Origin of the sequence: Streptomyces sp. NPDC056169 (genome assembly GCF_042268445.1) — a bacterium.
Lineage (GTDB): Bacteria > Actinomycetota > Actinomycetes > Streptomycetales > Streptomycetaceae > Streptomyces.
Genome location: NZ_JBHJUO010000011.1, coordinates 315,624 through 338,927, shown reverse-complemented (window position 1 = coordinate 338,927; position 23,304 = coordinate 315,624). Strand labels below are relative to the sequence as shown.

The following is a 23,304-nucleotide window of genomic DNA, read 5'->3' as shown; positions in this document are numbered from 1 at the left end:
CGCCCATACTCGGCGCGACGATCCGTCTCCCCCACCCTGATCCACACCCCGATCGGAGCGTACGTTGCACCCCACCAGACTCACGGCGACCGTGGCCGCCCTGGCGCTCTCGGCGAGCCTCGCGACCGCCCTCGCCGGACCGGCCACCGCCGCCGCCCCGGCCGCCGCGGCGCCGCAGGCCCAGCCCGTACCGCCCGGGCAGGGCAAGTCGCTCGCGCTGGCCGCCGCCGACCGGGCCGCGGACAGCGGCCTCGACGAGCTGCGGCACGGCGCCGACGAGGAACTCGTCCGGACGTCCGTCACCCCCTGGGCGAACGGCCTGTACTACGCGTCGTACGAGCGCACCTACCGCGGCCTCCCCGTCGTCGGCGGAGACGCGGTCGTCGTCTCCGACAGCTCCGGCAAGGTCCGTGAGGTGACCGGCGCCAAGGCTCCCGCCATCAAGGTCGCCACCCAGGCCAAGGTGACCGCCGGCGCGGCCCTCGCCACCGCCCGGAAGCAGCTGGCCTCGGTCGAGTCCGCGAGCGCCCCCGAGCTGACCGTGCTCCTCAAGGGCGGCAAGGCCGTCCTGACCTGGCACACCCTGGTCATCGGCCGCAGCGCGCAGGACGCGCCGAGCTCCCTCGACACGTTCGTCGACGCGCGTACCGGTGCCGTCGCCCAGGCCACCGACAAGATCCTGCACGCCGACGGCCGCGGCTACCACAACGGCAACGTCGCCATCGACACCGCCGCGAGCTCCATGACCGACACGAGCCGCGGCGCCTTCAAGTGCGGCGGCCAGAACGGCAGCGCGTACACGGGCTCCTCGCCGTGGGGCAACAACGGCGCCAACGACCTGGTCACCGCCTGCGTCGACATCATGTACGCGGCGCAGAAGGAACACTCCATGCTCAAGGAGTGGTTCGGCTACAACGGCCAGAACGGTCAGGGCGGCATGGTCCCGGCCCGCGCCGGACTGAGCGAGGTCAACGCCTACTACGACGGTACGAAGACCACGTACGGCCGCAACCAGAACGGCACCAACCAGCTCACCGGTATCGATGTCGTGGCGCACGAGTACGGCCACGAGATCTTCGACCGGACCCCGGGCAGCTCCGGCTCGTCCAACGAGAACGGCGGCCTGAACGAGTCGACGGGCGACATCTTCGGCGCGCTCACCGAGCACTACGCCAACAACCCGAACGACACCCCCGACTACACCGTCGGCGAGAAGCTGAACTTCACCGGCAACAACCAGCCGATCCGCAACATGTACAACCCGTCGCTCATCGGCAACGACCCCAACTGCTACCCCCAGTTGAGCTCGGGCACCGAGGTGCACGCCGCGGCCGGCCCGCAGAACCACTGGTTCTACCTCCTCGCCGAGGGCTCCAACCCGGGCGGCGGCAAGCCCAACAGCCCGATATGTTCCGGCGGTCCGTCCTCCGTGACCGGCGTCGGCATCCAGAAGGCCGGCAAGATCTTCATGGGCGCGCTGCTCATGAAGACCTCCTCCTGGAACCACCTCGCCGCCCGCAAGGCGACCCTGACCAGCGCCAAGAACACCTACGGCAGCGTCGAGTGCAACGCGGTGAAGTCCGCGTGGAACGCGATCGGCGTCCCCGCCCAGTCCGGTGAGACCGACTGCGGCGGCACCACCACGCCGGACTTCTCGCTCGCCCTGAACCCGTCCACGGGCTCGGTCCAGCCGGGTGCCTCCGTCACCTCGACGGTGAACACCAGCACCACCGGTGGCAGCGCGCAGACGGTCCAGCTCTCCGCGAGCGGCGCCCCGAGCGGCGTCACCGTCTCCTTCAGCCCCACCTCGGTGACCTCCGGCTCCTCCTCCACGATGACCGTGCAGGTCGCGGCCGGCACGGCCAACGGCACCTACCCGATCACCGTCACCGGTACGGGCTCCGCCACCCACACCGTCGCCTACCAGCTGGCGGTCGGCACCACGACCCCGCCCACCGGCTGCGCCAACACCGAGTACAGCTACCAGGGCAGCCTGACGTCCGGTCAGGCCGCGGCCCAGCCCGACGGCTCGTACTACTACTCGGCGACCGCCGGCACCCACGTGGGCTGCCTGCGCGGCCCGGCCGGCACCGACTTCGACCTCTACCTGCAGAAGTGGAACGGGTCGGCCTGGGCGGACGTGGCGGTCGGCGGCACGGCGACCGCCGACGAGGACACCAGCTACTACGGCACCGCGGGCTACTACCGGTACGTGATCCACGCGTACAGCGGTTCCGGCGCGTACACGCTGGGCCTGAGCGCCCCGTAACGGGGGCGGGGCACCGTCACGGGCCGGGGGTCCCGTGACGGTCCACCGGAGCCGGGCGGTCGTATGTCCCACGACCGCCCGGCTCCGGCGCGTTCAGCTGCGAACGTCCTCAGCCGACCTCGGCGAGCACGAACCCCGCCGTGTCCGTCCCCGCGTCGGCGAGCCGCTCCCCGTCCGGGCCCCAGGCCCCGGCCCGGCCAACGCCCACCCCGTCCTCGTTGGCGCCGAGGACGTTGCCGAGGACCACGTACAGGCCGAAGTCCCGGGCCCGTACCGGATACACCTTCTCGAACGAGTCGTTGTCGGCGGAGAGCACCGAACTCGCCAGATACACCGTGCAGTCGTCGGCCACGGCCCGCTCGGCCAGCGCCGGGAAACGGTTGTCGTAGCAGGTGGCCGTCGCGAACCGGACCCCGTCCAGCGCGAACCGCCCGTCGGCGGCGCCCGGCGCGAAGACCTCCTCCTCGACCCCGTACAGATGCTGCTTGTCGTAGCGGGTGAGGAGCGTGCCGTCGGGCCCGATGACCAGCGAGGTGACCCCGGTCCGCCCGTCGGCCGTCCGCACGGGACCGTTGACCACGGCCGCCGCCGCGACCTCCCGGCAGGCCTCCCGTACGGGTGCGAGACGCGGGTCGTCCTCGGTGAGGACGAGACCGGGGGTGTCCCGGATCAGGGACGGCTCGTACCCGGTCAGGCAGAGCTCGGCGAAGACGACCACCCGGGCCCCCTCGGCCCCGGCGGCCCGGACGAGCCCCGCGATCGTACGGACGTTGGCGTCGATGTCCCCGGCGACCGGGGCGAACTGCGTGGCTGCGACGATCATGACCGCCATCATCCCGCACCCCTAGGGGGTGTCCCGCAGCGCCTCCGCCGTCTCCCGCAGCTGCTCCAGGAAGGCGGCCGCCGCCACGGTCGGGGTGGGCGGGGTCGCGGCGCAGATCCGGCGGTACGGGACGTCGTCCGGGTGGATCGTGACGAGCGTGACGTCCCGCCGTACGGCCGCCGCCGCGAGCGCCGGTACGAGGGTGATGCCCAGACCGGCGGCGACCGCCCCGAGCTTGGCGATCCAGTCGTGGGCCAGCAGCCCGGTGCGCGGCCGGAACCCGGCGGCGACGGCCGGCCGGAAGAGGGTGTCCTCCAGGCGCTCGGCACCGACGATCCACTCCTCGTCGGCGAGCTCCGCGAGCCGCACCGCCCGCCGCCCCGCGTGCGGATGCCCCGGCTCCAGGGCCACCAGCATCGGCTCGTCGAGAAGGTGATGGAGCGTCACGCCCTCCGGCGGGGGAGTGCCGAGGGCCGGGCTGACCACCGCCAGGTCCTGCTCGCCGGCGGCGAGCAGCGCCAGATGCTTCACCGAAGGGCCCTCGGTACGGGCGACGGCCACGCCCGGATGCCGGGCCCGGAACGCCGCCTGCGCGCGGGGGACGAGCGCCGCGTTGGCGCTGGAGAACGAACCGAGCCGGAGCAGCCCGCCCTCCAGGGTGCGCAGCGCCTCCAGTTCGGCCCGGGCCGCGACCAGCCGGTCCCGCACGGCCTCGGCGTGCGGCAGCAGCACCCGCCCCGCCTCGGTCAGCCGCACCCCGCGCGGCAGCCGCTCGAAGAGCGCCGCGCCCGTCTCGTCCTCCAGGGACTGGACCTGACGGGAGACGGCGGACTGGGTGTAGCCGAGGACGCGGGCGGCGGCGGTGAAGGAACCCTCGCGGGCGACGGCGAGGAAGACCTCGTACAGGACATGACCGTTCACATGTCCATTCTGCATGGGGACCATGCGAGACATTCGCTTGTCGCATGACTCGGCCCGCCCTAGCGTCGACGGCATGGACAACGACACGGGCAACACGACGCAGAAGATCGCCTTCCTCGGCCTCGGCTCCATGGGCCTCCCGATGGCCCGCCGCCTCCTCGACGCCGGTCACCCGCTGACCGTCTGGAACCGCACGGCCGCCAAGGCGGACTCCCTCGTCGCCGACGGGGCCGTCCGCGCCGCGAGCCCCGCCGAGGCCGTCCGCGACGCCGACGTCGTCGTCACGATGCTCGCCGACCCGGCCGCCGCGCTTGCCGTCGCCGACGAGCTGATCCCGGCGCTGCGCCCCGGCACCCACTGGATCGACACCTCGACCGTCGGCCCGGACACCGTCCGCGCGCTCGCCGCCCGGCTCCCCGACGGGGTCACCCTGATCGACGCGCCCGTCATGGGCAGCGTGGACCGGGCGGCCGCCGGGGAGCTGATCATCCTCGCGGGCGGCGACACCACGCCCGTCGCCGCCGTCCTCGACCGGCTCGGCGAGACCACGCCGTGCGGCGGCCCCGGCACGGGCGCCGCGCTCAAACTGGTCCTCATCAACGCCGTGATCGGCGGCGTCGCCCTGATCGGCGAGGCCCTCGCGCTCGCCGGCACCCTCGGCCTGCCCCGCGAACTCGCGCTGCGCACCCTCGCCGAGGGCCCGCTCGCCGGAGCCGTCGGCAGGGCCACCGCCACCGGCGTGCACTTCCCGGTCGCGCTCGCCGCGAAGGACGTCGCCCTGGCCACGGCGACGGCGAAGCTCCCCGTCCTGGAGGCCGTCCACGCGACCCTGACCGGGGACCCGGCCCGGCTCGGCGAGGACCTGGCGGCGGTCGCCCGCTAGGTCGTGTCCGGAAAGTAGCGCCGTCTGCCCGGAGGGCAGGAGCCGCGGCGTCTGGTGCGTGCGATCGCAAGGCGCCGGGATGCCCTCGTAGCGGAGCTACGTGGGCATTTCGGCAACGCGGCGAGCGTGCGTGCCAGGCGTCGCGGCTCAGGCGGGACTTTCCGGACACGGCCTAGCTCTTCGGGCCCTCGTCCCCGCGCAGCAGCCGCAGGAAGTCGTGGAAGGCGGCCGGCATGTCCACCGCCGCCGGGTCGAGGAGCCACTGGTACTGGAGACCGTCCACGACGGCCGTCAGGAGTGGCGCCGCCTGCTCGGGGGTGAGCCCGCTCGGCAGCCGGTCGCCGAACTCCAGGCGCAGCACGTCCGCCATGCTCGCCCGCACCTGCCCGTACCGCTCGGTGAAGAACTCCCGCGCCGGGTGTCCGTCCGTGACGCTCTCGCCGAGCAGGGCGGAGAAGGTCTGCACGATCCCCGGCCGCATCGCGTTGTACTCGACGAGGGACTCCATGAGGTCGAGCCGCCAGTTCTCGCGGTCCCTGCCGCCGCTGGTGTCCCAGCGGTCGCGCTCCTCCAGGACCGCGATGAGCAGGGCCTCCTTCGTCGGGAAGTAGTGCAGCAGCCCCTGTTGGGTCAGCCCGACGCGCTCGGCGACGGAGCCGAGGGTGGCGCCCCGGTAGCCGCGCTCGGCGATCACTTCGAGGGTGGCCCGCAGGATCTCCGCACGCCGCTCCTCGCTCCTGGCCCGCACCATCGCCGCGGCCCCCTCTCCTGACGTCCTGCCGAGACCGTACCGCCTCGCCGAATATAACGGAATGATAACGTCACCTACCGATCTACAGGTAAGTGGGTGCACGATGGGGCCATCGGGGTACGTCAATGAGGAGGTACGGCCATGGCGGCGACGACCACGGGCACCAGCGCGGACACCACCGGCGCGGAGATCACCAGGGAGGCCGCCGTCGAGGCGGCGCTCGCCAAGCTCGACCTGGACACCAAGACCCGGCTGCTCGGCGGCCAGGACATGTGGTCCCTGCCCGCGCTGCCGGAGATCGGGCTGAGCTCCCTGGTCATGTCCGACGGCCCCATCGGCGTCCGCGGCGTCCGCTGGACCGCCGACGACCCGTCCGTCGCCCTGCCGTCCCCGACCGCGCTCGCCGCCGCCTGGGACCCCGCGCTCGCCCGCCGCGCCGGCCGGCTCCTCGCGCAGGAGGCCCGCCGCAAGGGCGTCCACGTCCTCCTCGCCCCCACCGTCAACCTGCACCGCACGCCGCTCGGCGGCCGCCACTTCGAGGCGTACAGCGAGGACCCGTACCTCACGGGCGAGATCGGCACCGGCTACGTCCAGGGCGTCCAGGACGGCGGCGTCGGCACCACCGTCAAGCACTTCGTCGCCAACGACGCCGAGACCGACCGCTTCACCGTCGACAACAAGATCGCCGCGCGCCCCCTCCGCGAGCTCTACCTCGCGCCCTTCGAGGCCATCGTCAAGAACGCCCACCCCTGGGGCATCATGACCGCCTACAACCAGGTCAACGGCGTGACGATGACCGAGCACCGCTACCTCGTCAACGAGGTCCTGCGGGGCGAGTGGGGCTTCGACGGCTACAACGTCTCCGACTGGATGGCCGCCCGCTCCACCACCGGCGACATCGAGGGCGGCCTCGACGTCGCCATGCCCGGCCCCGTCACCGTCTACGGCGAGGCCCTCGCCGCCGCCGTCCGCGCCGGCGAGGTCGAGGAGTCCACCGTCGACGCGGCCGTACGCAACGTCCTGCGGCTCGCCGCCCGCGTCGGCGCCCTCGAAGGCGCCCCGGCGGCCGTCACCGAACTCCCGGCCGCCATCGACGGCGACGCCCTCGCCCGCGAGATCGCCCGCCGCGGCTTCGTCCTCGTCCGCAACGAGAACGCCGCGCTGCCCCTGAAGAACGGCACGGTCGCCCTCTCCGGCGCCGCCGCCCGCGACGCCCGCGTCCTCGGCGGCGGCTCCGCCCAGGTCTTCCCCGAGCACATCGTCTCCCCGCTCGCCGGCCTCACCGCCGCCCTGCCCGACGGCGCGCTCACCTTCACCGTCGGCGCCGACCCGAGCGACGAACTCACCCCCGCCGACCTGGGCTTCACCCTCCGCGCCCGCTGCCGCGACGCCGAGGGCCGCGTCCTCGGCGAGGGCTCCCTGCCCAACGGCCAGGTCCAGTGGATCGGCGACGACCTGCCCGCCGGCGTCACCCACGAGGCCCTCGCCTCCATCGAGGTACTCGGCACCTTCACCCCGCGCGAGTCCGGCGAGCACTCCTTCGGCACCCGCGGCCTCGGCGCCTTCGTCCTCTCCGTCGGCGGCGTCACCGTCTTCGACGGCGTCCAGGCGATGGGCGCCGAGAGCGACCCCTTCGAAGCCTTCTTCGGCTCCCCGGTCGAACGCGCCAAGGTCACCCTCACCGCCGGCGAGACCGTCGAGGTCTCCCTGCGCCACACCCTGAACAAGGAGTTCGAGGCGCCGCTGCCGGCCGTCATGTTCTCCTTCGTCCACCTCGGTCCGCGCCGTGACCCCGACGAACTGATCGCCGAAGCCGTCGAGGCCGCCCGCACCGCAGACACCGCCGTCGTGGTCGTCGCCACCACCGAGCGCGTCGAGTCCGAGGGCTTCGACCGCAAGGACCTCGCCCTCCCCGGCCGCCAGGACGAGCTCGTCCGCGCCGTCGCCGCCGCCAACCCGAACACCGTCGTCGTGGTCAACGCCGGCTCCCCGGTCGAGATGCCGTGGCGCGAGGACGTGGCCGCGATCCTCCTCAGCTGGTTCCCCGGCCAGGAAGGCGGCGACGCCCTCGCCGACGTCCTCACCGGCGCCGAGGAGCCCGGCGGCCGCCTCCCCACCACCTGGCCCGCCGCCCTCGCCGACGTCCCCGTCACCGAGGTCACCCCCACCGAGGGCGTACTCGACTACACCGAGGGCGTCTTCATCGGCTACCGCGCCTGGGACAAGGCCGGCGCCGTCCCCGCGTACCCCTTCGGCCACGGCCTCGGCTACACCACCTGGTCGTACGACTCCCTCACCGCGGGACCCGATGCGGTCACCGTCCGGCTCACCAACACCGGCGACCGCACCGGCCGCGAGATCGTCCAGATCTACCTGGCCCCCGGGGCGGACGTCGTCGACCGCCCGGCGCGCTGGCTGGCCGGCTTCGCGAACGTCGAGGCCGCGCCCGGCGAGACCGTCGAGACCGAGATCGCGCTGCCCCGCCGCGCCTTCGAGATCTGGGACGAGGAGAAGAACGACTGGGCCTTCGTCACCGGCGCCTACGAGGTCCTGGCGGCCCACTCCCTCACGGACGCCCGCCTGACCACCACCCTGGAGATCTGACCACCGGATCCCCCCATGACCGGGCCCCGGGACGGCACCTGACAACCGTCCCGGGGTTCCTCACTCCTTCGTGATCCGCCGGTACGCGAGCTCCGCGAGCCGCGCCTGACCGTCCCGGCTCGGATGGAACCAGTCCCACGGGCTCAACTGCCCGTCGCCGAAGCGGAAGCCGAAGACCGCGCCGCCGTCGTACCGGCAGCGCTCGTCCTCGGCGCAGACCTCCTCCAGGACCTCGTTGTACGCCACCACCCGCTCCCGCACCGCCGTCCGCCGCCGCTCCGCCGCCGGACCCAGGTCCTCCGCGTCCGCGAGCATCGAGCCGCAGATCCCCAGCTTCCACACCTGCAGACCCGCCGGGTTGAGCCGCCCCGTCGCCCACAGGTGCTTCAGGTCCGGCACGCTCGACACGTACACCTGCGCCTTCGGCGCGCCCGCCCGCAGCCGGGCCAGCGCCGTCTCGAAGGAGAAGCGGAAGTCGGCGACCGGCGTCATGAGTTCCGGCGTGGGCCGGCAGGCGTCGTTGGCGCCCATCATCACCGTCACGAGCTCCGGCTTCTCGGCCGCCGCCCCCGCCATCTGCTCCGGCAGCTCCGCCATCCGCGCACCCGTCCGCGCCAGGTTCCAGCTGCGGGTGGCGGCCTTCTCCGGGCCGAGCAGCCGCAGCGCCAGGCTGTTGACGGCCGCGTCCGTCCCGGTCGCCCAGGACGCCTCGGGGCAGTCGGCCAGGACCGCGCAGGCGTCGAAGGCGCGGGTGACGGAATCGCCGACGGCCGCGAGCGAGCCGGGGGAGACGTCCCACAAGGACGTCGGAGTCGGTGTGGGCGAGGGAGTGGGTGCGGTCGTCGGCGTCCGTCTCGCCGCCTCGGTCTCCGACCCCCCGGCCGTACAGCCGGAGAGCACGCCCACGCACAGCAGCGCCGCCGCGCCGGAGGCGACAGCGGTACGGGCGGTAGTGCGGGCAGCGGTAGGGAATCTGCGTCGGCCGCGCATCCTCGGCCCCTCCTTCGGCGTCCTGGCGGGTGAAAGGTTCGTGTTCACCGGCCCCCGGACCGACCGTACGTCACACCGATGACGGTGCGGCACGGTAGCTTTTCCCCCGTCGAACCAGAGGCGCCTTCGCCGACGGGCTCCGGTAAATTACCTCACGTCACATGCTGTCCCCTTTTTGAGGGTTTGTGAGGATTTGCTCCGGATGCTGTTAACTGAGGCCGCTGGGAAGGCGAACCTCGTCCCACACTGGAGGTCCCGGTGACGACACGTGGAGTCCTGTACGTACACTCCGCACCGCGCGCGCTGTGCCCGCACGTCGAATGGGCGGTCGCGGGTGTCCTCGGCGCGAGGGTCCAGCTCGACTGGATCCGCCAGCCGGCGTCCCCCGGCACCTGGAGAGCCGAGTTCTCCTGGAAGGGGCAGACCGGCACCGCCTCCAAACTCGCCTCCGCGCTGCGCGGCTGGCAGATGCTCCGCTTCGAGGTGACCGCGGAACCCTGCCCCACCGCCGAGGGCGAGCGCTACAGCGCCACGCCCGAACTGGGCATCTTCCACGCCGTCACCGGCATGCACGGGGACATCCTCATCCCCGAGGACCGGCTGAGGGCCGCCCTGGCGCGCTCCCTCCAGGGCGAGACGCAGCTGGAGGCCGAGGTGGCCAAACTCCTCGGGAAGCCCTGGGACGACGAACTGGAGCCCTTCCGGTACGCGGGCGAGGGCGCCCCGGTCCGCTGGCTGCACCAGGTCGTCTGACGGTCCGTTCCCTCCCCGTACGGCCGGACGGCCTCACCCTGGTGGGTGAGGCCGTCGGCGCGTCCAGGGGTCAGGAGTGACGGCCCCGGCTTCGGCGTCGGGCGGTGAAGGCCAGGACGCCACCGAGGACGACGGCGATCGTGGCGGCGACGGCGGCCGGTCCGGCGAGCGAGCCGGTGTCGGGGAGCTGGTCGGGGCCGGGCCCCGGAGCGCCGCTCTCCGTCGGAACCGGGCCGGTGCTCGTGCTCGTGCTCGGCTCAGGCGTGGGAGTGGGTGTGGAAGTGGATGTAGGCGTCGGCGTCGGCGTCGGCGTGGGTGTGGGTGTGGGCGTCGGCGTCGGCGTGGGTGTCGGGGGTACGACGACGTCGGTCGTGGTGGTGCAGTCCGGGTCGCTGCCGTCGGCCGGGCAGTTGCCGCCGGGCAGGTCGCCCACCACGGTGTTGGTCAGCTTCTTGTCTCCGGCGGCCGGCTTCCTGACCGTGACGGTGTAGGTCAGCCGGGCGCTCTCGCCGACCCCCAGGTCACCGGTCCAGCTGAGCTTCGGGGCCGTGTAGTCCGTGGTGCCGCTGGTGGCGGTGGCGTCGTCGTCGTAGGTCGCGTCGTCCAGGACCTCGCCGAGGTCGTCGGTGACGGTCAGCGCGTCGAGCGGGGTGTTGCCGCTGTTGGTGATGTCGACGGTGTAGGCGACCTTGTCGCCGGGGGCGGCGCTGGTGCGGTCGACGGTCTTCTCGACGAGGTAGGCGGGCTTGGAGGACACCGTGTTGCGCACGGTGTTGCTGGTGCGCTCCTGGTCGCGGCCCGTCTGCTTGCCCTGGAAGGCGACCGTGGCGGTGTCGTCCAGCTTCGTGCCCGGGGCGGTGTCGGCCGCGACCTTCGCCTTGAACGCGACGGTGCGGGACGCGCCGGGTGCCAGGTCGGCGGAGGTGCAGGTGACGGTGGTTCCCTCCACGGCGCAGTCCGGGTTGGAGCCGTCGACGTACGTGGTGCCGGCGGGAAGCTCGTCGGTGAGGGTGACGTCCGTGGCCGTGTCCAGGTCGTCGGTGGTGCCGTCGGCGTGCTTGTTGGTGAGGGTGAACGTGTAGGTGATGGTGTCGCCGGGGCCGACCAGTCCGGGCGGGCTGTCGGTGGTGCTGCCGGGCGGGTCGTTGGCCTTGGTGAGCTGCAGGTCCGGCTCGTGGGCCGCCAGGGCCAGCCAGACGGCCTGGGGTTCCAGCGCGTCGCCCGCGCCGTTGATCCGGAGCAGGGCCTGAGTGCTGCCGGCGGGGATCTTGCCGGTCACGTCGAGGATGCGGGCGTCGTAGCCGTAGTTGTTGACGGGGGCCGGGGTGCGGGTGGTGATGTTGGCGCCGGTGCCGTCGGTGGCGACGTTGTCGATGCGGCTGGTGAAGGCGTTGTCGGTGGCGACTCCGGTCGGGCCGGGCATCAGCAGCTCGGTGAGGTTGCCTGCCTCGGAGCCGACCAGGGCCTGGTCGCCGGCGATCGGCGCGTCGCCGTCCCCGACGGTGACGCCCATCGTGGCCGCCGCCGGGCCGCCGGCCGGTGTGCGGATGCCGGCCAGGGTGAGGGTGGCGAGGTTGTCGGGGTCGCGCAGCAGCTGGTAGCCGTCCCAGACCTGGAGGTAGCGCAGGGGCTGCGCGGGGTCCTCGTAGGCGACGACCAGTGACCAGCCGCCCCAGCAGCCCACGTTGTTGCCGCCGTGGTTCTGGGCGGAGGAGCGTCCGCTGCAGGCCTGGATGTCGGAGACGGTGTACGTCCCCGCTCCCGCCGCCTTGACCTCGGCGGTGACGTCCTTGACGGCGCCGGCGGCCATCAACGGCTCCGGTGGCGTACCGCCGACCTTCTGGTCGAAGTAGTCGTAGGTGTCCGCGGTGACCTGCTGGTAGTCGCTCGACCCGGGGACCTTCCAGGACACCCGGTCGCCCTTGGCGAGGTCGCCGGAGGTGCCGTTGGTGCTCGTACCGGTGGGGTTGAACTGCCAGTAGAGCCGCGCGGAAAGCACGGTGGCGCCCGCCGGCAGCTCCAGTCGCGCGGAGGAGGCGTTGGGGCCCGGGGCGTCGGGGTCGGACTTCACGAACATGGTCCGGCCGTTGTTCGAGCCCTCGGTGTCGGAGCAGACGGTGCCGTCGCTGTCGTCGCAGGTCAGCACCGAGTTGGAGGCCATCGTCAGGTTGCCGTGCGTGAGCAGGGTGACCACCGGGTCCGGGCCGATCGGCCGCTGGGACCCGGCCCCGCGCGGGGCTGTCTGGAAGGCGTTCGCCGCTGGTGGCGATCCCAGGGCCAGGGCGGCCACCGTGAAGGTGCCCACCACGGGGAGCAGGATTCTTCCCGGCCGCCCACGCAGCTGGTGACGACGGATCATGTGTGACGCCTCTCGCGGGCGGAGTTCCCGGTCGGCGCCTGTCGCCGACCGCACAGGGCCGCCACCAGGAGCGGTCCCGGCGGCGGCACGGGCGTCAGCATCACACGGGGTGATCCCTCGTTCGGGTGGGACACGCGCACCCGTTCATACCTTTCGTACGAGAATATGAAGGATGCCCGCTGTGTCGGGAAAACGAAGGAGGCCCACCCCGTGCTCGGGGTGGGCCTCCTCGGCGTCGGACGGGTGCCGGACGGGGATCAGACCGTGCGGAACGCCAGGACCACGTTGTGGCCGCCGAAGCCGAAGCTGTTGTTGATCGCGGCGATCGTGCCCTGGGGGAGCTCGCGGGGCTCGCCGCGGACGATGTCCGCGTCGACCTCGGGGTCCAGGTCGTCGATGTTGATCGTCGGCGGGGCCAGACGGTTGTGGAGCGCCAGGACCGTCGCGACGGTCTCGATGCCGCCCGCGCCGCCCAGGAGGTGACCGGTCATCGACTTGGTCGCGGAGATCGCGACGTGGTCGAGGTCGTCGCCCAGGACCTTCCGCAGCGCCTTGATCTCGGCGACGTCGCCCTGCGGCGTCGACGTGGCGTGCGCGTTGAGGTGGACGACCTCGGACGGCTTGAGGTCCGTCGAGTCGAGCAGGTTCTGCATCGCGGCGGCGATGCCCCGGCCGGTCGGCTCGGGCTGCGCGATGTGGTGGCTGTCGGCCGACAGGCCCTGGCCGAGGACCTCGCAGTAGATGCGCGCGCCGCGCGCCTTCGCGTGCTCCTCGGACTCCAGGATCACGACGCCCGCACCCTCGCCGAGGACGAAGCCGTCCCGGCCGGTGTCGTACGGACGCGAGGCCTTCGTCGGCTCCGCGTTGTTCTTGGACATCGCCATCATGTTGGCGAAGGCGGCGATCGGCAGCGGGTGGATCGCGGCCTCGGTACCGCCGGCCACGACCACGTCGGCCCGGCCGGTACGGATCATCTCGACGGCGTAGCCGATCGCCTCGGCGCCCGACGCGCACGCGGAGACCGGGGTGTGGACGCCCGCCCGGGCGTTCACCTCCAGACCCACGTTGGCGGAGGGGCTGTTCGGCATGAGCATGGGCACGGTGTGCGGGGAGACGCGGCGAACGCCCTTCTCCTTCAGCACGTCGTACTGGTCGAGCAGCGTGGTGACACCGCCGATGCCGGAGGCGATGACGGAACCGAGCCGCTCGGGCACGATCTTCTCGTCCTCGCCGGCGGGGGCGGTGTAGCCCGCGTCGGCCCAGGCCTCACGGGCCGCGATCAGCGCGAACTGCGCCGAGCGGTCCAGCTTGCGGGCGAGCGGGCGGGGCAGGACGTCACCGGGGTCGACGGCGGCGGTCGCGGCGATCTGCACGGGCAGCTCCGCGAAGCGCTCGCCCTCAAGGGGCTTGACGCCGGAGCGACCAGCGAGAAGACCTTCCCAGGTCGACGCGGAGTCGCCACCCAGCGGTGTGGTTGCGCCGATACCGGTAACGACCACGGTGCGATTGGTCGAGCTCACAGGAATTCGTTCTCCATGTGTGTGATGGTCGGAATACGGCGCCACCGCCGGGTGGCGGACCGAGTCAGCAGGGGCCGAATCAGGCCTGGTGCTTCAGGATGTAGTCGGCAGCGTCGCCGACCGTCTTGAGGTTCTTGACGTCCTCGTCCGGGATCTTGACCTCGAAGCGCTCTTCGGCGGCGACGACGACCTCGACCATGGACAGGGAGTCGACGTCCAGGTCGTCGGTGAAGGACTTGTCCAGCTGGACGTCCTCGGTCGGGATGCCGGCGATCTCGTTGACGATCTCGGCGAGACCCTCGACGACCTGCTCCTGGGTGAAGGCCATGGTGGCGCTCCTTCTGTGATTGCTTCGGTAAAAAGGGCTTCCGGAAGGATCCGGGTGCCTAGGGGAGGGTAACGACCGTCGCGGCGTAGACGAGACCCGCCCCGAAGCCGATGACGAGCGCGGTGTCGCCGCTCTTCGCCTTCCCGGTCGCCAGGAGCCGCTCCATCGCGAGCGGAATCGAGGCGGCCGAGGTGTTGCCGGTGGTTTCCACGTCACGGGCGATCGTGACGTGCTCCGGCAGCTTCAGAGTCTTCACCATCGAGTCGATGATCCGCATGTTCGCCTGGTGCGGGATGAAGACGTCCAGGTCGTCCGCCGTGATGCCGGCGGCGTCCAGCGCCTGCTGGGCGACCTTCGCCATCTCGAAGACGGCCCAGCGGAAGACCGCCTGGCCCTCCTGCGTGATGGCGGGGAACTTGATCTCGCCGGCCTCGTTGAGCGGCAGCTTCGAGACGTCGCCGACGTGGAACTCGTTCCACGGCACGGTCTGCTTGATCGTCTCGGACTTGTCGCCCTCGGAACCCCAGACGGTCGGGCCGATGTGCGGCTCGTCCGAGGGGCCGACGATCACGGCACCGGCGCCGTCGCCGAACAGGAAGGCCGTCGCGCGGTCCTCCAGATCCGTCAGGTCGCTGAGCCGCTCGACGCCGATCACGAGGACGTACTCCGCAGAGCCCTCGACGATCATGCCCTTGGCGAGGGTCAGGCCGTAGCCGAAGCCCGCGCAGCCGGCGGAGATGTCGAACGCGGCGGGGTTCCCGGAGCCGATCTTGTCGGCGATCTCGGTGGCCACGGCCGGGGTCTGCTTGAAGTGCGACACCGTGGAGACGATCACGGCACCGATCTGCTCCGGGGTGATCCCGGCGTCCGCGATGGCCTTGCCGGAGGCCTCCACCGACATGGCGGTGACGGTCTCCTCCGGGGAAGCCCAGTGACGGGTGGAGATGCCGGAGCGCGAGCGGATCCACTCGTCGGACGAGTCGATCTTCTCGAGGATCACCTCGTTCGGCACGACCCGGGTCGGGCGGTAGCCGCCGACACCCAGGATCCGCGCGTACGGGGCGCCCTTGCTGGGCTTGATCTTCGACATGCTTCTCGACACTCCTTCTCAGACGGCCGCGTGCTCGGCGATGAGCGTACGGGCCGCGTCGAGGTCGTCGGGGGTCTTGAGGGCGACGGTGGCCACACCCGGCAGCGCGCGCTTGGCGATGCCGGTGAGGGTGCCGCCCGGGCACACCTCGATCAGGGCGGTCGCGCCGAGCTCCTGGAAGGTCTCCATGCACAGGTCCCAGCGGACCGGGTTGGCGACCTGGCCGACCAGACGCGCGAGGACCTCGGCGCCGGTGGCGACGGTCCGCCCGTCCTTGTTGGAGACGTACGTCACGGTCGGGTCCGCCGGGGACAGCGCGGCGGCCGCCTCCTCCAGCTTCGCGACGGCGGGCGCCATGTGGTGCGTGTGGAACGCGCCGGCGACCTTCAGCGCGACGACACGGCGCACGCCCTCCGGCTTGTCCGCGTCCAGGGCGGCCAGCTGCTCCAGCGTGCCGGCGGCCACGATCTGGCCGGCGCCGTTCACGTTGGCCGCGGTCAGGCCGAGCTTCTCCAGGTGCGGGACGGTCACCTCGGGGTCGCCGCCGAGCAGCGCCGACATGCCGGTCGCGGTGACCGCGGCGGCCTCGGCCATCGCGAGACCGCGGGTACGGACGAGGCGCAGCGCGGCGGTGTCGTCGAGGACACCCGCGAACGCGGCGGCGGTGAACTCGCCGACACTGTGACCGGCGACGGCGCCGGGCGACACGTCACCGAGGGCCGCGGCCGAGAGCAGGCCGGCGGCGACAAGCAGCGGCTGCGCCACGGCGGTGTCACGGATCTCGTCCGCGTCGGCCTTCGTGCCGTAGTGGACGAGGTCGAGCCCGATGGCCTCGGACCACGCCGCGATGCGGTCGGCGGCACCGGGGAGTTCGAGCCAGGGAGTCAGGAAGCCGGGCGTCTGAGCGCCTTGGCCGGGAGCGACGAGTACGAGCACCCTCACACTCTCTCTTGGGGACGGCTCCCAGCGCCCGTGAGGACAAGGACGAAGAACCGTCGGGGGAATTGTTGGTCTTCGACAAAAGTCTAGGACTGGGTATCTCCGTCGGCCAAGCGTCCGAGAATGAGCGCGATCCGCAGCGTGAACGCGGAGCGGACATCGGAGGGTGACCAACCGGTGACGTCGGTCACACGTCGAAGCCGGTAGCGCACGGTGTTGGGGTGCACGAACAGCATCCGCGCCGCGCCTTCGAGACTGCTCGCCTGCTCCAGGTAGACGCTCAGCGTCTCCAGGAGCGCCGAGCCCGCCTCCTCCAGCGGTCTGTAGATCTCCTCCACCAGCTGGTCGCGGGCCGAAGGGTCGGAGGCGATGGCGCGCTCCGGGAGGAGATCGTCCGCCAGGACCGGGCGGGGCGCGTCCTGCCAGGCGGTGCAGGCCTTGAGGCCGGCCGCCGCGGCCTGCGCGGAGCGGGTCGCGGCCAGCAGGTCGGGGACGACGGGACCGGCCACGACCGCACCCGGCGCGTACGGGCCGATCAGCGACTTCGCCACGGCGAGGGGGTTGTCGCTGCCGCCGGCGATGACGACGAGCCGGTCGCCGAGGACGCCGGTGAGGACTTGGAGCTTGGCGTGCCGGGCGGCCCGCCGGATCGCCTCCACGGTCAGCTCGCTGTCCCCGTCGGGGGCGGTCCCGAGGATCACGCAGACGTGGTCCGGCGAGTTCCAGCCGAGGGCGGCGGCCCGGGAGACGGCGCCCTCGTCGGCCTCGCCGGAGAGCACCGCGTTCACCACGAGCGACTCGAGGCGCGCGTCCCACGCGCCCCGGGCCTCGGCGGCCTGCGCGTACACCTGGGCGGTGGCGAAGGCGATCTCCCGGGCGTAGACGAGCAGCGCCTCGCGGAGCACGGACTCGTCGCCGGGGGCGGCGACCTCCTCGATCGCCGACTCCATGACCTCGATGGTCGTGCGGACCATCTCCACGGTCTGGCGCAGGGTGATCGCCCGGGTCAGCTCGCGGGGCGCGGTGCCGAAGACGTCCGTCGAGATCGCCTGCGGCGTCTCGGGGTGCCGGAACCACTCGGTGAACGCGGCGATACCGGCCTGGGCGACCAGACCGATCCACGAACGGTTCTCGGGCGGCATCGCCCGGTACCACGGCAGCGTCTCGTCCATGCGGGCGATGGCGCCGGCGGCGAGTCTCCCGGAGGACTGTTCGAGGCGCTTCAGGGTCGCGGCGTGCGGATGAGCGGCGTTCGTGGGTTCTGGCACGGGGACAAGACTGCCTTATCAGGCCGCCGACATGCGGGGGCGGGGCGGATTCACCCGGGCCGCCCGCACTACCGTACGTACCGTGACACGCATCCAGCGGGCGGCGGAGCGGTACCCCGGGGGCGAACCGGCGGCCGGGATCGAGACCCGCCACGCCCTCTCCTTCGGGCCGTACTACGACCCCGACAACCTCCGCTTCGGCGCGCTCCTCGCCTGCAACGAGGAGCGGCTCGCGCCGGGTGCGGGCTTCGACGAGCATCCGCACAGCCACACCGAGATCGTCACCTGGATCGTCGAGGGCGAGCTCACCCACCACGACACGGCCGGTCACACCACCGTCGTCCGCCCCGGCGACCTCCAGCGGCTCGGCTCCGCCGGGGGCGTCCGGCACGTCGAACGCAACGACGCCGACGTGCCCCTGGTCTTCGTGCAGATGTGGCTCGCCCCGCTGACACCGGGCGGGGACCCCTCGTACGAGGTGGTGCGCGCGCTCGACGGGGCGTACGACCTGCCGGCGGCGGACGCGCGGCTGCACGTCCTGCGACCGGCGGCGGGCGAGCGCACCGCCATACCGGACGCCGACTTCGCGTACGTCCATGTCGTACGCGGCACGGTCGTGCTCGACGGCGACGCACTCGGCTCCGGCGACGAGCTCGGCCCCGGCGACGCCGCCCGGATCACCGACGCCGAGGGCCGCACACTCGCCGCCACGACCGATGCGGAGGTCCTGATCTGGGAGATGTCGGACTGGCGCAAGGCCCTGGGCTGAGCCTTCAGGCGAGCGCGCTCTTCGCCTTCCACTGCGCCCAGCTCAGGTTCCACGCCCCGTAGCCGTTGCCCTCCGCGACCGTGCCCTTGGTGTCGCGGCCGATGATCTCGAAGGGGTCGCCGACGTTCACCTGGCCGTAGAACGACGCGGCGTTCTCGTCGCTCATGCCGATGCAGCCGGAGCTCTTGTTGGCCTTGCCGAAGTACGCGGCGTTCCACGGCGCCGCGTGCGCGTACATGCCCGACCAGGTCAGCCGCATCGAGTAGTCGACCATCTTGTCGTAGGCGTCGCCGAGGCCCACCGTCTCCGAGTTCATGTTGATGGTGCCCTCCTTCGCCATCAGGACCGCCGTGCCCCGCCAGGACCGCTTGTCGCCGCCCGGGGTGCCGCCGGACACCGGGATCGTGCGCACCGCGCGCCCGTCCCGCACCACGGTCAGCTTCTGCCGGTCCAGGTCGACCTTGACGACCTGCGCGGCGCCGACGGTGAAGCCCGTGCGGTAGTCCCGGACGAACCAGCCGCCGCCCGAGTCCGTGCCGTTCAGGTCCGCTTCGAGGGTGACCTTCGTGCCCGGCTTCCAGTACTCCCGCGGCCGCCAGTCCGCCCGGTCGCGGCCCGAGTAGTCCTTCACCCAGCCCCAGGAGCCCTCGGTGGCGTTCGACGTGGTGACCTTCAACTGCCGCTCCACGTCCGCCTTCCGCGTCACCGGCAGGTCGAAGACGATCGACAGGGGGTGCCCGATGCCCACCGTCGTGTTCTTGCCGGGCGCCAGGGTCAGCTTGTTGACCTTCTTCGCTTCCGGCGTCGAGAAGGAGGACCGGGTCGTCGCCTCCTTGCCGTCGGCGGTACGGGACGTCACCTCCACCGTGTACGAGGTGCCCGGCGCCGCCTTGCGGTCCGACGTCCAGGTCGTCCCGCCCGCCCCCGTACGGCCGGTGAGGACCCCGCCCTCCGCGTCGGCGACCTTCACCACCGCGAGCGTGCCGCCCGCCGCGGTCACCGAGACCGGCCGGCCGGCCGCCGGATCCACGACCGTCACCTTCGCCGGGGACGCCGCCGACGCAGGGTCCCGCGTCCCCGACGGGCCGGGGCCGCTCGCCGCCTGGGCGGAACAGGCGGTGAGCGAGACGCCCAGCGCGACGGCGGCGAGGGCGGAACGGGCGGAACGGGCGGAACGGGATGTGCGTATCGGCAGCACGGAAGACCTCCGCGAGAGGAGAAGGGAAGGAAGAAGGGGGGATGTTCCGGACTGTAGGCCGCGTACGCCGCTCGCGGGCCGCCCGGAGCTCGTGTGACAAGGGCTGCGGCGCAACCGTCATCGTCCGGTCACAATCACCGCGCGCACCCGTCGAATTCGGCTGTGAGCCTGCTGTGCGCCCCACCACCGAGGGGCGGAACCAGGAGGCTCCCGTTGTGTCAGCGCTGCTCGTGACGGCCGCACCCACCGACCGCCGCACCCCCGCGGGCCCGGTCAGGCTCGGCCCCGTGACCCCCGAGACGTACCGGGCCTTCCTCGCCTCCCGCTCCACCGGCGCGGACGGCCCCAGCTTCCTGCAACTCCCCTCCTGGGCGGAGGTCAAGGACGGCTGGCGCCATCAACTCGTCGGCTGGGGGCCCGAGTCCGGTGATCTCACCGGCGTCGCCCTCGTCCTGCTCCGCCAGTTCCCCGGCACCCGCAAGTACTTCGCCTACCTCCCCGAAGGGCCCGTCGCCGACTGGTCCGACCCCGACCTGGACGGCTGGCTGTCCCCGCTCCTCGGCCACCTGCGCGCCTCCGGCGTCTTCGCCGTCCGCATGGGCCCCGGCCCCGCCTACCGCCGCTGGAGCGCCGCCACCGCCAAGGCCGCCACCGGACCAGGCCGCCGCCTCGCCGACGTCCTCGCCGACGAGGTCGACCCGCTCGGCACCGTCGTCGCCGAACGCCTCAGGGCCCGCGGCTGGCGCAAGTGCGGCGGCGACTCCGAGGACGGCGCCGACGCCCAGCCCCGGCACGTCTTCCAGGTCCCGCTCGCCGGCCGCTCCACCGACGACCTCTGGTCCGGCCTCAACCAGGAGTGGCGGCGCAACGTCCGCAAGGCCGGCAAGTCCGGCGTCGAGATCACCATCGGCTCCGCCGCCGACCTGCCCGAGTTCTACCGGCTGCTCCGCATCACCGAGGAGCGCGACGGCTTCCGCCTCGGCCGCTCCCTCGCCTACTACGAGCGCCAGTACGCCGTCCTCAACGCCGAACAGCCCGGCCGCATGCGGCTCTACCTCGCCCGCCACGAGGGCGAGATACTCGCGGCCCACACCATGGTCACCGTCGGCGCCCGCGTCTGGTACCAGACCGGCGCCTCCGCCGACCACCGCCGCGAGGTCCGCCCCTCCAACGCCCTCCAGTGGCGCATGATGCTCGACGCCCACGCCCTCGGCGCCGCGGTGTACGACCTCCGCGGGGTACCCTCCACCCTCGATCCGGACGACCGCGCCCACGGGCTCCTGCGCTGGAAGCTCGGCACGGGCGGACAGGTCGTCGAGACGCTGGGGGAGTGGGAGATTCCGATGCAGGGCACGACCAACCAGGCGCTGTTCCGCGCCTTCCAGGCATATCTGGCCCGCCGGTGACGAGCCCGGCAGCCACGCTCACCGCCACGCGCCGGAGGGCCAAGGCCCCCTCCGCGCTCCGCTCCGGCGCCCTCATGGCCGCGGGGTCGCTGGTCTCCCGCGCCACCGGCTTCGTCCGGGCCTCCGTCGTCGCCGCCGCGCTCGGCGCGGCCGCCGTCGCCGACGGCTACGCGGTGGGCAACTCCGTCCCCACCATCGTCTACATGCTGCTCCTCGGCGGCGCCCTCAACGCCGTCTTCGTCCCCGAGCTGGTCAAGGCGGCGAAGGAACACGAGGACGGCGGCGTCGCCTACACCGACCGGCTCCTCACCCTCTGCGCGCTCGCCCTCACCGTCCTCACGGCCGCCGCCGTGTTCGCCGCGCCGCTGATCGTCGACACGTACACCGACTACACCGGCGCGCAGCGCGAGATGACGGTCGCCTTCGCCCGGGCCTGCCTGCCGCAGATCCTCTTCCTCGGCCTCTTCACCCTCCTCGGCCAGGTCCTCAACGCCCGGGGCCGGTTCGGCGCCATGATGTGGACCCCCGTCCTCAACAACGTGGTCGTCGTCGCCGTCTTCGGCCTCTTCCTCGTCGTGAGCGACGGCGGCGAGCTCACCTCCGGCGAGACCGCCCTCCTCGGCTGGGGCACCACCGCCGGCATCGCCGCCCAGGCCCTCGCCCTCCTGCCCTCGCTGCGCGCCGCCGGCTTCCGCTGGCGCCCCCGCTTCGACTTCCGCGGCAGCGGCCTCGCCACGCCGCTGCGCGCGGCGGGCTGGCTCGTGCTGCTCGTCCTCACCAACCAGGGCGCGTACTGGGTGACCACCTGGCTCGCCACCTCCTCGGGCTCCGACACCTCGGGCGGCGGCGGCCTCGCCGCGTACAACAACGCCTATCTGCTGTGGAGCGTCCCGCACGGCATCATCACCGTCTCCCTCGTCACCGCGCTGCTGCCCCGGATGAGCGGCGCCGCCGCCGACGGCGACCTCGCGGGCGTCCGCCGGGACGTCGACTACGCGCAGCGGACCAGCGCGGCTGCGGTCGTCCCGGCGGCCTGCGCGCTCCTCGCCCTCGCCGTCCCGCTGATGACGGTGGTCTTCCAGTACGGGGCGACCGACGGCGACGACATCCGCGCGATGTCCTGGATCCTCATCGCCTTCGCGCCCGGCCTCGTCGCCCTCTCCGGCCAGTACGTGTGCACCCGCGCCTTCTACGCCCTGCGCGACACCCGCACGCCGTTCCTCCTCAACCTGGTGATCGCCGGCCTCAACGCCGGGCTCTCCCTGGCCGCGTACCACTACCTCCCGACCCGCTGGGCCGTCGCGGGCATGGCCGCCGGCTACTCGATCGCCCTGTGGGCGGGCTGGGGTCTCACCGCGTACGTCCTCGGGCGCCGGCTGCGGGGGGCCTCCGGCGCGGGCACCTCCGGGGAGAGCGGCGGCGCGGGCTCCGCGCTCGCGCGGCTCCTCGTCGCCGCCGTCCCCGCCGCCGGGTACGCCCTGCTCGTCGCCGACCTGACGGGCGCGGCGGCCGGTGCCGTCGTCGCCGGGCTCGCCGGAGGCCTGACCGTCCTCGCCGTCTTCGCCCTGCTCGCCCGCCCCCTCCGCCTCGTCGAGGTGCAGGCCCTCCTCACCACCGGCACCACCCGCCTCCGCGGCCTCGCGCGGCGGGCCTGACCCACCCGGCACCCCCTCTCCGGGGAGGCCCCGAACGACCCTGGGATACTCCACAGATGCCCCGCGTGCTCCTCATAGAAGACGACCCCTCCGTCCGCGAGGGCGTCGAACTCGGGCTGCGCCGCCGCGGGCACGAGGTGCTGACCGCGGCCACCGGGGAGGCCGGGCTCGCCGCCCTCGGGGAGTTCCGGCCGGACCTGCTCCTCCTCGACCTGATGCTGCCCGGCCTAAACGGCGTCCAGGTCTGCCACCGGGTCCGGGAGAGCAGCCAGCTGCCGATCATCATGCTCACCGCCCGCGGCGACGACTTCGACGTCGTCATCGGCCTGGAGGCCGGCGCCGACGACTACATCGTCAAGCCCGCCCGTACCGAGGTCATCGAGGCGCGGATACGGGCCGTTCTGCGGCGGATCGAGGAGCCCGGCGCGGGCCGCCCGGCCGTCGAGTTCCACGGCGAGCTCGCCGTCGACCGGGCCGGACTCACCGTCGCCAAGGCGGGGGAGCGGCTCGCCCTCGCCCCCTCCGAGCTGAAGCTGCTGCTCCACCTCACGGCCGCCCCCGAGCAGGTCTTCAGCAGACAGCAGCTCCTCGAACACGTCTGGGAGCACAGCTACCACGGCGACGCCCGGCTGGTCGACGCCTGCGTCCGCCGGCTGCGCAACAAGATCGAGGACACCCCCGGCGAACCCCGCTACATCCAGACGCTGCGCGGCTTCGGCTACCGCTTCGGACCCCTGTGAAGACCCGCGTGAAGACCGGCGGCGTGAAGACCCGTGTG

19 protein-coding genes are annotated in these 23,304 nt (G+C 72.6%); 8 read left to right on the top strand and 11 right to left on the bottom strand.

The window, feature by feature from the left end; genetic code table 11:
* The first annotated feature begins 64 nt into the window (after positions 1-64).
* The gene (locus tag ACFC0G_RS20610) at positions 65-2,269 is read left to right on the top strand and encodes a M4 family metallopeptidase (protein WP_376405197.1); all 2,205 of its coding nucleotides are present in this window, start codon (positions 65-67) and stop codon (positions 2,267-2,269) included.
* Positions 2,270-2,378: 109 nt separating this feature from the next.
* Here ACFC0G_RS20610 and ACFC0G_RS20605 read toward each other — a convergent pair whose 3' ends face one another.
* Together ACFC0G_RS20605 and ACFC0G_RS20600 are read right to left on the bottom strand one after the other, a co-directional pair.
* Positions 2,379-3,092: a carbon-nitrogen hydrolase family protein gene (locus ACFC0G_RS20605; protein WP_376405195.1), complete on the bottom strand. Its 714-nt coding sequence runs from the start codon at positions 3,090-3,092 to the stop codon at positions 2,379-2,381.
* A 21-nt stretch (positions 3,093-3,113) separates the two neighbouring features.
* Positions 3,114-4,013, bottom strand: coding sequence for a LysR family transcriptional regulator (locus ACFC0G_RS20600; RefSeq protein WP_376405193.1), 900 nt, complete (start codon positions 4,011-4,013; stop codon positions 3,114-3,116).
* Between the two features lie 73 nt (positions 4,014-4,086).
* On the opposite strand from ACFC0G_RS20600, the gene ACFC0G_RS20595 reads away from it, so the two are divergent.
* On the top strand, positions 4,087-4,896 hold the full coding sequence (locus tag ACFC0G_RS20595; RefSeq protein ID WP_376405191.1) for an NAD(P)-dependent oxidoreductase: 810 nt from the start codon (positions 4,087-4,089) through the stop codon (positions 4,894-4,896).
* A gap of 172 nt (positions 4,897-5,068) precedes the next feature.
* Here the strand turns inward: ACFC0G_RS20595 and ACFC0G_RS20590 are convergent, their stop codons facing one another.
* Positions 5,069-5,647: a TetR/AcrR family transcriptional regulator gene (locus tag ACFC0G_RS20590; RefSeq protein WP_376405189.1), complete on the bottom strand. Its 579-nt coding sequence runs from the start codon at positions 5,645-5,647 to the stop codon at positions 5,069-5,071.
* Between the two features lie 141 nt (positions 5,648-5,788).
* Between ACFC0G_RS20590 and ACFC0G_RS20585 the strand changes: the two genes are divergently transcribed.
* The gene (locus ACFC0G_RS20585) at positions 5,789-8,251 is read left to right on the top strand and encodes a glycoside hydrolase family 3 protein (protein ID WP_376405187.1); all 2,463 of its coding nucleotides are present in this window, start codon (positions 5,789-5,791) and stop codon (positions 8,249-8,251) included.
* Positions 8,252-8,311: 60 nt separating this feature from the next.
* Here ACFC0G_RS20585 and ACFC0G_RS20580 read toward each other — a convergent pair whose 3' ends face one another.
* A complete protein-coding gene (locus tag ACFC0G_RS20580; protein WP_376405185.1) occupies positions 8,312-9,241 on the bottom strand; it encodes an SGNH/GDSL hydrolase family protein in 930 nt (309 codons plus the stop codon).
* Positions 9,242-9,499: 258 nt separating this feature from the next.
* Between ACFC0G_RS20580 and ACFC0G_RS20575 the strand changes: the two genes are divergently transcribed.
* Entirely contained in the window at positions 9,500-9,994 is a 495-nt protein-coding gene (locus tag ACFC0G_RS20575; RefSeq protein WP_024761313.1) for a DUF3145 domain-containing protein, read from the top strand.
* Positions 9,995-10,064: 70 nt separating this feature from the next.
* On the opposite strand, the gene ACFC0G_RS20570 is transcribed toward ACFC0G_RS20575, so the two are convergent.
* From ACFC0G_RS20570 to fasR, 6 genes are all read right to left on the bottom strand, one after another.
* Positions 10,065-12,302: a hypothetical protein gene (locus tag ACFC0G_RS20570; protein WP_376405183.1), complete on the bottom strand. Its 2,238-nt coding sequence runs from the start codon at positions 12,300-12,302 to the stop codon at positions 10,065-10,067.
* A 308-nt stretch (positions 12,303-12,610) separates the two neighbouring features.
* Entirely contained in the window at positions 12,611-13,873 is a 1,263-nt protein-coding gene (fabF, locus tag ACFC0G_RS20565; RefSeq protein WP_376405181.1) for a beta-ketoacyl-ACP synthase II, read from the bottom strand.
* A 79-nt stretch (positions 13,874-13,952) separates the two neighbouring features.
* On the bottom strand, positions 13,953-14,201 hold the full coding sequence (locus tag ACFC0G_RS20560) for an acyl carrier protein (protein WP_376405179.1): 249 nt from the start codon (positions 14,199-14,201) through the stop codon (positions 13,953-13,955).
* Positions 14,202-14,259: 58 nt separating this feature from the next.
* Complete coding sequence (locus ACFC0G_RS20555; protein WP_376405177.1) at positions 14,260-15,291, bottom strand: ketoacyl-ACP synthase III; 1,032 nt, start codon at positions 15,289-15,291, stop codon at positions 14,260-14,262.
* An 18-nt stretch (positions 15,292-15,309) separates the two neighbouring features.
* On the bottom strand, positions 15,310-16,227 hold the full coding sequence (locus ACFC0G_RS20550; RefSeq protein ID WP_376405175.1) for an ACP S-malonyltransferase: 918 nt from the start codon (positions 16,225-16,227) through the stop codon (positions 15,310-15,312).
* A gap of 89 nt (positions 16,228-16,316) precedes the next feature.
* Positions 16,317-17,498 (bottom strand): fatty acid biosynthesis transcriptional regulator FasR, encoded by a 1,182-nt coding sequence (fasR, locus tag ACFC0G_RS20545; RefSeq protein WP_376405173.1) that lies wholly within the window; start codon positions 17,496-17,498, stop codon positions 16,317-16,319.
* An 82-nt stretch (positions 17,499-17,580) separates the two neighbouring features.
* Between fasR and ACFC0G_RS20540 the strand changes: the two genes are divergently transcribed.
* Positions 17,581-18,267, top strand: coding sequence for a pirin family protein (locus ACFC0G_RS20540; RefSeq protein ID WP_376405171.1), 687 nt, complete (start codon positions 17,581-17,583; stop codon positions 18,265-18,267).
* Between the two features lie 4 nt (positions 18,268-18,271).
* On the opposite strand, the gene ACFC0G_RS20535 is transcribed toward ACFC0G_RS20540, so the two are convergent.
* Entirely contained in the window at positions 18,272-19,465 is a 1,194-nt protein-coding gene (locus ACFC0G_RS20535) for an Ig-like domain-containing protein (RefSeq protein WP_376405169.1), read from the bottom strand.
* Positions 19,466-19,680: 215 nt separating this feature from the next.
* Between ACFC0G_RS20535 and ACFC0G_RS20530 the strand changes: the two genes are divergently transcribed.
* Genes ACFC0G_RS20530 through ACFC0G_RS20520 form a run of 3 tightly spaced genes read left to right on the top strand, consistent with a single transcriptional unit; the run spans position 19,681 to position 23,266 of the window.
* Complete coding sequence (locus ACFC0G_RS20530; protein ID WP_376405167.1) at positions 19,681-20,871, top strand: lipid II:glycine glycyltransferase FemX; 1,191 nt, start codon at positions 19,681-19,683, stop codon at positions 20,869-20,871.
* Complete coding sequence (gene murJ, locus ACFC0G_RS20525; protein WP_376405165.1) at positions 20,868-22,526, top strand: murein biosynthesis integral membrane protein MurJ; 1,659 nt, start codon at positions 20,868-20,870, stop codon at positions 22,524-22,526. Before ACFC0G_RS20530 ends, murJ begins: the two co-directional genes overlap by 4 nt.
* A gap of 56 nt (positions 22,527-22,582) precedes the next feature.
* Positions 22,583-23,266, top strand: coding sequence for a response regulator (locus ACFC0G_RS20520; RefSeq protein ID WP_376405163.1), 684 nt, complete (start codon positions 22,583-22,585; stop codon positions 23,264-23,266).
* Positions 23,267-23,304 lie beyond the last annotated feature (38 nt).

Excerpts from the sequence above, each read along its gene's own strand:
- ACFC0G_RS20595 (WP_376405191.1), top strand. The coding sequence starts at position 4,087 with ATGGACAACGACACGGGCAACACGACGCAGAAGATCGCCTTCCTCGGC.
- ACFC0G_RS20555 (WP_376405177.1), bottom strand. The coding sequence starts at position 15,291 with ATGTCGAAGATCAAGCCCAGCAAGGGCGCCCCGTACGCGCGGATCCTG.
- ACFC0G_RS20605 (WP_376405195.1), bottom strand. The coding sequence starts at position 3,092 with ATGATCGTCGCAGCCACGCAGTTCGCCCCGGTCGCCGGGGACATCGAC.
- ACFC0G_RS20590 (WP_376405189.1), bottom strand. The coding sequence starts at position 5,647 with ATGGTGCGGGCCAGGAGCGAGGAGCGGCGTGCGGAGATCCTGCGGGCC.
- ACFC0G_RS20580 (WP_376405185.1), bottom strand. The coding sequence starts at position 9,241 with ATGCGCGGCCGACGCAGATTCCCTACCGCTGCCCGCACTACCGCCCGT.
- ACFC0G_RS20585 (WP_376405187.1), top strand. The coding sequence starts at position 5,789 with ATGGCGGCGACGACCACGGGCACCAGCGCGGACACCACCGGCGCGGAG.
- ACFC0G_RS20560 (WP_376405179.1), bottom strand. The coding sequence starts at position 14,201 with ATGGCCTTCACCCAGGAGCAGGTCGTCGAGGGTCTCGCCGAGATCGTC.
- ACFC0G_RS20520 (WP_376405163.1), top strand. The coding sequence starts at position 22,583 with ATGCCCCGCGTGCTCCTCATAGAAGACGACCCCTCCGTCCGCGAGGGC.